This is a genomic window from Paraburkholderia sp., from assembly GCF_024281035.1.
GTDB lineage: Bacteria > Pseudomonadota > Gammaproteobacteria > Burkholderiales > Burkholderiaceae > Paraburkholderia.
Genome location: NZ_JAMXLH010000034.1, coordinates 1 through 9,357, shown reverse-complemented (window position 1 = coordinate 9,357; position 9,357 = coordinate 1). Strand labels below are relative to the sequence as shown.

Annotated in this window: 7 protein-coding genes, 1 tRNA gene and 2 pseudogenes; all 10 read right to left on the bottom strand. The window is 60.1% G+C overall.

Annotation, left to right across the window (positions count from 1 at the left end):
* Positions 1 to 1,040, bottom strand: a pseudogene (locus tag Q0L30_RS12535) (DNA-directed RNA polymerase subunit beta'); the annotation flags it as partial.
* Between the two features lie 21 nt (positions 1,041 to 1,061).
* Positions 1,062 to 5,168: a DNA-directed RNA polymerase subunit beta gene (gene rpoB, locus Q0L30_RS12530; RefSeq protein WP_296655378.1), complete on the bottom strand. Its 4,107-nt coding sequence runs from the start codon at positions 5,166 to 5,168 to the stop codon at positions 1,062 to 1,064.
* Between the two features lie 391 nt (positions 5,169 to 5,559).
* A complete protein-coding gene (rplL, locus tag Q0L30_RS12525) occupies positions 5,560 to 5,934 on the bottom strand; it encodes a 50S ribosomal protein L7/L12 (protein WP_293040336.1) in 375 nt (124 codons plus the stop codon).
* Between the two features lie 60 nt (positions 5,935 to 5,994).
* Positions 5,995 to 6,492, bottom strand: a complete 498-nt coding sequence (gene rplJ, locus Q0L30_RS12520; RefSeq protein WP_296655374.1) for a 50S ribosomal protein L10 — start codon at positions 6,490 to 6,492, stop codon at positions 5,995 to 5,997.
* A gap of 331 nt (positions 6,493 to 6,823) precedes the next feature.
* The gene (gene rplA, locus Q0L30_RS12515) at positions 6,824 to 7,519 is read right to left on the bottom strand and encodes a 50S ribosomal protein L1 (protein WP_293040330.1); all 696 of its coding nucleotides are present in this window, start codon (positions 7,517 to 7,519) and stop codon (positions 6,824 to 6,826) included.
* Positions 7,520 to 7,951, bottom strand: coding sequence for a 50S ribosomal protein L11 (gene rplK, locus Q0L30_RS12510; RefSeq protein ID WP_293040328.1), 432 nt, complete (start codon positions 7,949 to 7,951; stop codon positions 7,520 to 7,522). It abuts the gene before it with no gap.
* Positions 7,952 to 8,113: 162 nt separating this feature from the next.
* Entirely contained in the window at positions 8,114 to 8,671 is a 558-nt protein-coding gene (gene nusG, locus Q0L30_RS12505) for a transcription termination/antitermination protein NusG (RefSeq protein WP_026121916.1), read from the bottom strand.
* 1 nt (position 8,672) lies between these two features.
* On the bottom strand, positions 8,673 to 9,053 hold the full coding sequence (secE, locus tag Q0L30_RS12500) for a preprotein translocase subunit SecE (RefSeq protein WP_293040320.1): 381 nt from the start codon (positions 9,051 to 9,053) through the stop codon (positions 8,673 to 8,675).
* 37 nt (positions 9,054 to 9,090) lie between these two features.
* Positions 9,091 to 9,166: transfer RNA gene (locus Q0L30_RS12495), tRNA-Trp, on the bottom strand.
* Between the two features lie 64 nt (positions 9,167 to 9,230).
* A pseudogene (locus Q0L30_RS12490) lies at positions 9,231 to 9,357 on the bottom strand (elongation factor Tu); the annotation flags it as partial.

Here is a 9,357-nt window from a genome sequence, read left to right as displayed (position 1 = left end):
ACGCGCTTTCCGAGCAGGTTCTGACGGAAGCGACCGCCCTTACCCTTGATCATGTCGGCGAGCGACTTCAGCGGACGCTTGTTCGCGCCCGTCATCGCCTTGCCGCGGCGGCCGTTGTCGAGCAGCGAATCGACGGCTTCCTGCAGCATCCGCTTTTCATTGCGGACGATGATTTCAGGCGCCTTCAGTTCGAGCAGACGCTTCAACCGGTTGTTACGGTTGATCACGCGGCGATACAGGTCGTTCAGGTCCGACGTCGCGAAACGGCCGCCGTCGAGCGGCACGAGCGGACGCAGTTCCGGCGGCAGCACCGGCAGCACTTCGAGCACCATCCATTCGGGCTTGATGCCCGAACGCTGGAAGGCCTCGAGCACCTTCAGGCGCTTCGCGTACTTCTTGATCTTCGCTTCGGAGCCGGTGTTCTTCAGCTCCGTGCGCAGCGTCTCGACCTGCTCGTCGATGTTGATCGCGCGCAGCAGCTCGCGCACGCCTTCCGCGCCCATCTCGGCACGGAATTCGTCGCCGTATTCCTCGACCTTGTTGTAGTAATCCTCTTCGGTCATAATCTGACGCGCCTTCAGCGGCGTCATGCCCGGATCGATCACCACGTAGGCTTCGAAATACAGCACGCGCTCGATGTCGCGCAGCGTCATGTCGAGCACCATGCCCAGACGCGACGGCAGCGACTTCAGGAACCAGATGTGCGCGACCGGCGAGGCCAGCTCGATGTGGCCCATGCGTTCGCGGCGCACCTTGGCGAGCGTGACTTCAACGCCGCACTTCTCGCAGATCACGCCACGGTGCTTCAGGCGCTTGTACTTGCCGCACAGGCACTCGTAGTCCTTGATCGGCCCGAAGATCTTCGCGCAGAACAGACCATCGCGTTCCGGCTTGAACGTACGGTAGTTGATGGTCTCCGGCTTCTTCACTTCACCGAACGACCACGAGCGGATCTTGTCCGGCGAGGCCAGACCGATCTTGATCGCGTCAAAAACTTCTTCTTGTTGGACTTGCTTGAATAGATCGAGCAGAGCTTTCATTGCCTTCTCTCCGTAGTCCGATTAGTTGCGGTCGAGGTCGATGTCGATGCCGAGCGAGCGGATTTCCTTCACCAGCACGTTGAAGGATTCCGGCATGCCCGCGTCGATGACGTGATCGCCCTTGACGAGGTTCTCATACACCTTCGTACGGCCCGTCACGTCGTCCGACTTCACCGTCAACATTTCCTGCAGCACATACGAAGCGCCATACGCTTCGAGCGCCCACACTTCCATTTCACCGAAACGCTGGCCGCCGAACTGCGCCTTACCGCCCAACGGCTGCTGCGTGACGAGCGAGTACGGACCCGTCGAACGCGCGTGCATCTTGTCGTCGACAAGGTGGTGCAGCTTCAGGTAGTGCATGTAGCCCACGGTGACCGTACGCTCGAAGCCTTCGCCCGTGCGGCCGTCGTACAGACGCACCTGGTTCTTCGACTTCGTCATGCCGAGGTTCGCAGCGATGTCGTCCGGATAGGCGAGATCGAGCATCTTCGACATTTCTTCTTCGGTCGCACCGTCGAACACCGGCGTCGCGAACGGCACGCCTTCACGCAGATTGCGTGCGAGTTCGACGATTTCGTCGTCCGTGAAGCTGTCCAGATCTTCGGGGTGACCCGACTCGTTGTAGATCTTCGTGAGGAACACACGCAGCTCTTCAACCTTCGCCTGACGCTGCAGCATTTCGCCGATACGCCAGCCGAGGCCCTTCGCGGCCCAGCCGAGGTGCACTTCGAGAACCTGACCCACGTTCATCCGTGACGGCACGCCGAGCGGGTTCAGCACGACGTCTGCCGGACGGCCGTCGGCCATGTACGGCATGTCTTCGATCGGAACGATCTTCGACACCACACCCTTGTTACCGTGACGGCCTGCCATCTTGTCGCCAGGCTGCAGACGGCGCTTCACCGCGAGGTACACCTTGACCATCTTCAGCACGCCCGGCGGCAGTTCGTCGCCTTGCGTGAGCTTCTTGCGCTTTTCTTCGAACGCGAGGTCGAACTGGTGGCGCTTCTCTTCGATCGAGTTCTTGATCGCTTCGAGCTGTGCCGCTGCTTCTTCGTCCGCGAGGCGGATGTCGAACCAGTGGTAGTGGTCCAGATCGGCGAGGTAAGCCTGCTCGATCTTCGTGCCCTTCGCGAGCTTCTTCGGACCGCCGTTCGCGACCTTGCCGTCGAGCATGCGCGCGAGACGCTGGAACGCGTCGCCTTCGACGATGCGCAGCTGGTCGTTCAGGTCGAGGCGATAGCGCTTCAGTTCATCGTCGATGATCTGCTGGGCGCGCTTGTCGCGCTGGATGCCTTCACGCGTGAACACCTGCACGTCGATGACCGTGCCGCTCATGCCCGAGGGCACGCGCAGCGACGTGTCCTTCACGTCCGAAGCCTTTTCGCCGAAGATCGCGCGCAGCAGCTTCTCTTCCGGCGTGAGCTGGGTTTCGCCCTTCGGCGTGACCTTGCCGACGAGCACGTCGCCCGCTTCCACTTCCGCGCCGATGTACACGATGCCCGACTCGTCGAGACGGCCAAGCTGCACTTCCGCGAGGTTCGAGATGTCGCGCGTGATTTCTTCCGGTCCGAGCTTCGTGTCGCGAGCGACCACGTTCAGCTCTTCGATGTGGATCGACGTGTAACGATCGTCGGCCACGACCTTTTCCGAGATCAGGATCGAGTCTTCGAAGTTGTAGCCGTTCCACGGCATGAACGCGATCAGCATGTTCTGGCCGAGCGCGAGCTCGCCCAGATCGGTCGACGCGCCGTCAGCCAGCACGTCGCCGCGCGCAACCTTGTCGCCCATCTTCACGATCGGACGCTGGTTGATGTTCGTGTTCTGGTTCGAACGCGTGTACTTGATCAGGTTGTAGATGTCGACGCCGACTTCACCCGCGACCGCTTCGTCGTCGTTCACGCGAATCACGATACGGCCCGCGTCGACGTAGTCCACCACGCCGCCACGCAGCGCCTGAACCGTCGTACCCGAGTCGACCGCAACCGTGCGCTCGATGCCCGTACCGACGACCGGCTTTTCCGGACGCAGGCAAGGCACGGCCTGACGCTGCATGTTCGAGCCCATCAGTGCGCGGTTCGCGTCGTCGTGCTCGAGGAACGGAATCAGCGAAGCTGCAACCGAGACGATCTGCGACGGCGCCACGTCCATATACTGGATGCGGTCCGGCGTGACCATCAGCGTTTCGCCCGCTTCACGCGACGACACGAGTTCGTCGGTCAGCGTGCCGTCTTCGGCCACGGCCGCGTTCGCCTGCGCGATCACGTAACGGCCTTCTTCGATCGCCGACAGGTAGTCGATCTGGTCGGTCACCTTGCCGTCCGTGACCTTGCGGTACGGCGTTTCAAGGAAGCCGTACTCGTTCAGGTGCGCGTACAGCGCGAGCGAGTTGATCAGACCGATGTTCGGACCTTCCGGCGTTTCGATCGGGCACACGCGGCCATAGTGGGTCGGGTGCACGTCGCGAACTTCGAAGCCTGCGCGCTCGCGCGTCAGACCGCCCGGGCCCAGTGCGGAAACACGGCGCTTGTGCGTGATTTCCGACAGCGGGTTGGTCTGGTCCATGAACTGCGACAGCTGCGACGAACCGAAGAACTCGCGGATCGCCGACGAAATCGGCTTCGAGTTGATCAGGTCGTGCGGCATCAGGTTTTCGCTTTCGGCCTGGCCGAGGCGTTCCTTGACTGCACGCTCGACGCGCACGAGACCCGCGCGGAACTGGTTTTCCGCCAGTTCGCCCACGCAGCGCACGCGACGATTGCCGAGGTGGTCGATATCGTCCACTTCGCCCTTGCCGTTACGCAGCTCGACGAGGATCTTGATGGTCGCGAGGATGTCGTCGTCCTGCAGCGTCATCGGGCCGGTGATTTCGTCACGGCCGACGCGGCGGTTGAACTTCATACGACCCACCTTCGAGAGGTCGTACGCTTCTTCGCTGTAGAACAGACGATTGAACAGGGCCTCGACCGCTTCTTCGGTCGGCGGCTCGCCCGGGCGCATCATGCGGTAGATCGCGATGCGCGCGGCCATCTTGTCGACCGTTTCGTCGATACGCAGCGTCGACGAGATGTACGGACCCTGGTCCAGATCGTTCGTGTAGAGCGTCTGGATGTCCTTGATCTTCGAATCGCGCAGCTTTTCGAGCACGGTTTCGGTGATTTCGTCGTTCGCGTTCGCGATGACTTCGCCCGTGTCGCCGTCGACGACATTCTTGGCCAGCACACGGCCAAGCAGATAATCTTCGGGGACCGAAATAAACGTGGTCTTGGCGGTTTCGAGGTCGCGAATGTGCTTCGCGTTGATCCGCTTGTCCTTCTGGACGATGGTCTTGCCGTCGCGATCGGTAATGTCGAAACGCGCGACTTCACCGCGCAGACGCTCCGGCACGAACTCCATCTGCGCGCCTTCCGGCATCAGCGAGAAGTTGTCGAACACGAAGAAGTTCGCGAGGATCTGTTCCGGCGAGAGGCCGATCGCCTTCAGCAGGATCGTGACCGGCATCTTGCGGCGACGGTCGACGCGGAAATACAGCACGTCCTTCGGATCGAATTCGAAGTCGAGCCACGAACCGCGGTAAGGAATGATACGTGCCGAGAAGAGCAGCTTGCCCGAGCTGTGCGTCTTGCCCTTGTCGTGCTCGAAGAACACGCCAGGCGAGCGGTGCAGCTGCGAAACAATGACGCGCTCAGTGCCGTTGATGACGAACGAGCCGGTCGGCGTCATGAGCGGAATTTCGCCCATGTACACTTCCTGCTCCTTCACTTCCTTGACGACGGGCTTGCTCGGCGACTCTTTGTCGTGCAACACCAGACGCACCTTGGCGCGCAGCGCCGAGCAGTACGTGAGGCCGCGTTGCTGGCACTCTTTAATGTTGAACGCCGGCGACGACAGCATGTAGCTGACGAACTCTAGACGAGCAAAGCCGTTATGCGAAACAATAGGAAAAACGGACGTAAACGCAGCCTGCAGACCTTCCGGCTTGCGTTGTGCGATCGCCGTTTCTGCTTGCAGAAACGTGCTGAATGATTCAAGCTGGGTAGCCAGCAGGAAAGGAACTTGGTGAACGATGGGGCGCTTCGCGAAACTCTTGCGAATACGCTTCTTCTCGGTGAAGGAATATTGCATACGATCTCCGAATCACGGCGGGTTGGTCGGAGCAGAATTGCCCGATGGGAACGACCCGAGTGTTCACCGACTGAGACCCGATGGCTTCGCGAGCCTTGGAAGCTTGGTGGTTGGCCTCTACCAACCGCTGGCTGACGGCCGCGGATGCCGAATTAGATAACTGCGTTTCCCGCGGCCCGACCAAACTTGCCTTCTGCAGTCGCTTCAGAAGACAAAGAGAAGCGTCGTCAGATGCATGCGCAACATGCATCGAAAGACGATTTTCTTTGGCTTCTGGGTTCTGCATTCACGCCTCCGATCCTGAAAAATCGAACACTCAAACGCAGTTCCCACAAAGCACAAAAAGGCCGGCGGTGTAAAAACCGCCAGCCTTCGCACAGCGCGCTGAAACTTACTTGATTTCAGCCTTCGCGCCGGCTTCTTCCAGCTTCTTCTTGGCTTCTTCAGCAGCAGCCTTGGGCACCGCTTCCTTCACGGGCTTCGGTGCGCCATCAACCAGGTCCTTCGCTTCCTTCAGGCCGAGACCCGTCAGTTCGCGAACGGCCTTAATGACCGACACCTTGTTTGCGCCGGTTTCGGTCAGGATGACGTTGAATTCCGTCTGCTCTTCAGCAGCAGCAGCAGCGCCGCCGCCTGCGGGGCCAGCGACTGCGACAGCAGCGGCCGACACGCCAAACTTCTCTTCGAAAGCCTTGACCAGTTCGTTCAGTTCGAGAACCGACATCGCGCCAACGGCTTCGAGGATGTCTTCTTTTGCGATTGCCATGTGAAATTACTCCAGATTTGAATTCGGAAACAGCTAGCGATTCTTTCCGCTTGCCCGTTATTAAGCAGCTTCGGCTTGCTTCTTTTCCGCCAGGGCGGCAAGAGCGCGCGCCATACCGGAAACCGGAGCCTGCATAACGAACAGCAGCTTCGAGAGCAGTTCTTCGCGGCTCGGGATGCTGGCCAGCGCTTGCACGCCTGCCTTGTCCATCACCTTGCCTTCGTAGGAACCGGCCTTGATGATCAACTTGTCATTGCCCTTGGCGAAGTCATTGACGACCTTCGCTGCAGCAATAGCATCTTCCGAGATGCCGTAGATCAGGGGACCAGTCATCTGCTCTGCCAGCGAAGCAAACGGGGTACCTTCGACAGCGCGACGCGCCAGCGTGTTCTTCAACACGCGCAGGTAGACCTGTTGCTCGCGCGCTTTCGCGCGCAGCTTGGTCAGATCGCCAACCGCGATTCCACGATACTCGGCCAGCACCATGGTCTGAGCCTTCACGACTTGCGCGGAGACTTCAGCCACGACGGCCTGCTTACCTTCTTTGTTCAGTGGCACGGTTAACCTCCAGATTCGACACCCGACGCTTTCACGCCAGATGCCGCGTTCAACAACGGCGACCGACCAGTCCGGAGTAACTCAGCTTGCGTTCGAGGACGTTGCCGCCCGCTCCCGCTCACATCGGCACTTCAAAACCTTTTCGGGTTCGCCATCTGCGTTGGCTCTGAATTAAGGAAGCACCCAACTGCTGCACTTCCGCCAACGGTCTTTGACAACCGGTCATGCAATGCGAACTGCCACCGCACAACCGCCCAAAGCCCTTTAAATCCGCGCTGCTGCCTCGTTCAGAGTTCGAGGCCTGAAACGAAACTTCAGCGCGGCAAAAACATTACGCTGCGAGCGACGTCTGGTCGACGCGCACGCCAACGCCCATCGTGCTCGACACGGCGATCTTGCGCAGGTACACGCCCTTGCTCGTTGCCGGCTTCGCCTTGTTCAGCGCTTCGAGCAGTGCGTCGAGGTTCGAGCGCAGTGCTGCCGGTTCGAACGATGCACGGCCGATGGTCGCGTGGATGATACCGGCCTTGTCGACACGGAACTGCACCTGACCTGCCTTCGCGTTCTTGACCGCGGTGGCGACGTCCGGCGTCACGGTGCCGACCTTCGGATTCGGCATCAGGCCGCGCGGGCCGAGAATCTGACCGAGCGTACCGACGACGCGCATCGTGTCCGGCGAAGCGATCACGATGTCGAAATTCAGGTTGCCGCCCTTGATCTGCTCGGCGAGGTCTTCCATGCCGACGATCTCGGCGCCAGCGGCGCGAGCCTGTTCGGCCTTTTCACCTTGCGCGAACACAGCGACGCGGACCGACTTACCCGTACCGGCGGGCAGAACGACCGAGCCGCGAACGACCTGGTCCGACTTCTTCGCATCGATGCCGAGCTGGACAGCGACGTCGATCGACTCGTCGAACTTCGCCGTTGCGCATTCCTTCACGAGCGACAGGGCGTCGGCGATCGGGTATTGCTTCTGACGATCAACCTTGGCAGCCAGTGCCTTTTGACGCTTGGAAACCTTAGCCATTTACACGCCCTCCACGGTGATGCCCATCGAACGGGCGCTACCAGCGATCGTGCGGACCGCTGCGTCCATATCGGCTGCCGTGAGGTCCGGCATCTTGGTCTTGGCGATTTCTTCAGCTTGCGCGCGGGTGATGTTGCCGACCTTGTCGGTGTGCGGCTTGGCCGAACCCTTCTCGAGCTTGGCGGCCTTCTTGATCAGGACCGTAGCCGGCGGCGTCTTCAGGATGAACGTGAAGCTCTTGTCCGCGAATGCCGTGATGACGACCGGCACCGGCAGACCCGGTTCCATCGCTTGAGTCTGCGCGTTGAACGCCTTGCAGAACTCCATGATGTTCAGGCCGCGCTGGCCCAGTGCCGGACCGACCGGCGGCGACGGGTTGGCTTTACCTGCAGGAATCTGCAGCTTGATAAAGCCGATGATTTTCTTTGCCATGTTGAAAACCTCGTTGGAACGCGTGAGCGTTCAGGTGAGTGGTAGCGCGCTCTCGCCCGGCGTGCAGCTGCTGGACTACTGGCGCTCCTCTACGGCCGTAACGCGGACCGTAAGCGCGAAAGAACGGATGGCATCCGAAGATGCGATCCGTTGGAATTCGATTTACAGCTTTTCGACCTGGCCGAATTCGAGTTCGACCGGGGTGGCGCGACCGAAAATGGTGACGGAAACACGGACACGCGACTTTTCGTAGTTCACTTCCTCGACGCTGCCGTTGAAGTCCGTGAACGGACCGTCCTTCACGCGGACCATCTCGCCGACTTCGAACAGGGTCTTGGGACGCGGCTTCTCCACGCCTTCCTGCATCTGCGACATGATCTTTTCGACTTCGCGCGGCGAAATCGGGCTCGGCCGATTGCGTGCTCCGCCGACGAAACCGGTCACCTTCGCCGTGTTCTTCACGAGGTGCCACGTTTCGTCCGTCATTTCCATCTCGACCAGGACGTAGCCCGGGAAGAAACGACGTTCGGTCACCGATTTGTGACCGCCCTTCACCTCGACCACCTCTTCAGTGGGAACGAGGATCTGGCCAAACTTGTCCTGCATGCCGGCGCGTTCGATGCGCTCTTGAAGCGCACGTTGCACGCTCTTCTCCATACCGGAGTAGGCGTGCACCACGTACCAACGTTTTCCGCTCGGGGATGCCGGTGTATCGCTCATATCATTTCCAACCCAGAATCGCCGAGAAAATCACCCATTCGATGGACTTATCGCAAATCCAAAGAACGACCGCCATTACCAGCACAAAACCGAAGACCACCAGCGTCGTCTGCGTTGCCTCTTTGCGAGTCGGCCAGACAACCTTGCGAACTTCCTTGTACGAGTCTTTGGCAAACGCGATGAAGCTCTTGCCGGGCGCCGAGAGAAGACCGACTACCACCCCCGCGATGACCCCGACAGCAAGGGCAGCACCGCGGATATACCACTCCTGGCTACCGAGCCAGTAGAACCCTACGAACCCGGCCACCACCAACAATACGCCCGCCGCAAGCATGAGCTTGTCGCTGGAAGTATTAACAGTTTCGACGGAAGGATTCGCCATAACACCTTAAAGACAACGCGCTTAAGGCGCGAAAAGTTGGCAGGGGCAGAGGGAATCGAACCCCCAACCTTCGGTTTTGGAGACCGACGCTCTGCCAGTTGAGCTATACCCCTAAACCATTTGGGGTTGGCGGCATCGCCAACCCCGAAAACAACCGATCAACGAGAACTAACTGGCTTACTCGATGATCTTGGCAACGACACCGGCGCCGACGGTACGGCCACCTTCGCGGATTGCGAAGCGCAGACCTTCTTCCATGGCGATCGGGGCGATCAGCTTCACCGTGATCGACACGTTGTCGCCC